This is a genomic window from Aeromonas sp. JL9, assembly GCF_024436075.1.
GTDB lineage: Bacteria > Pseudomonadota > Gammaproteobacteria > Enterobacterales > Aeromonadaceae > Aeromonas > Aeromonas veronii.
The window spans coordinates 1-537 of record NZ_JANFNV010000080.1 but is presented as its reverse complement, the minus strand read 5'-3'; the positions used below and the strand labels follow the sequence as shown (position 1 = coordinate 537).

The window sequence follows — 537 nt, the reverse complement described above, 5'->3', positions numbered from 1 at the left end:
CAAGCGGGCCACATCGACTGGAGTAGAGCAAGCATTGATGGGGCAAGCGTTGCCAGCCCCCGGGGGGCCAGGAGACTGGACGCAACCCGACAGACAGAGGCAAGTTAGGCAGTAAGCGGCACATCGTGGTGGAGCGTCAGGGCATCCCACTCGCCGTGCTCGCCACAGGCGCCAATCGCCATGATTCTATGGTGTTCGAACCGCTGCTCGACGCGCTTCCAGCCCTGTCAGGTAAGAGAGGGCGGCCAAGGTGCCGACCAGACAAGCTGCATGCCGACAAGGGGTATGACTTTCGCCGCTGCCGTGCCTATCTGAGGCGGCGGGGAATCAAGTCTCGCATTGCCAGACGCGGCATCGAAAGCAACGAGCGATTGGGGTGCCATCGCTGGGTAGTAGAGCGAACCCATGGGTGGTTGGCAGGCTTTGGCAAGCTGCGAATTCGCTTCGAGCGACGACTTGATATCCACCTTGCGTTACTGACGCTGGCTTGCGCCGTGATCTGCTCGCGCTTCGCTGAGAGGTTTTGTTAGCGGCTCT

1 pseudogene is annotated in these 537 nt (G+C 61.1%); it reads left to right on the top strand.

Annotated features, from left to right (window positions below):
• Positions 1-530, top strand: a pseudogene (locus NOM06_RS20835) (IS5 family transposase); the annotation flags it as partial.
• Between the last annotated feature and the right edge of the window lie 7 nt (positions 531-537).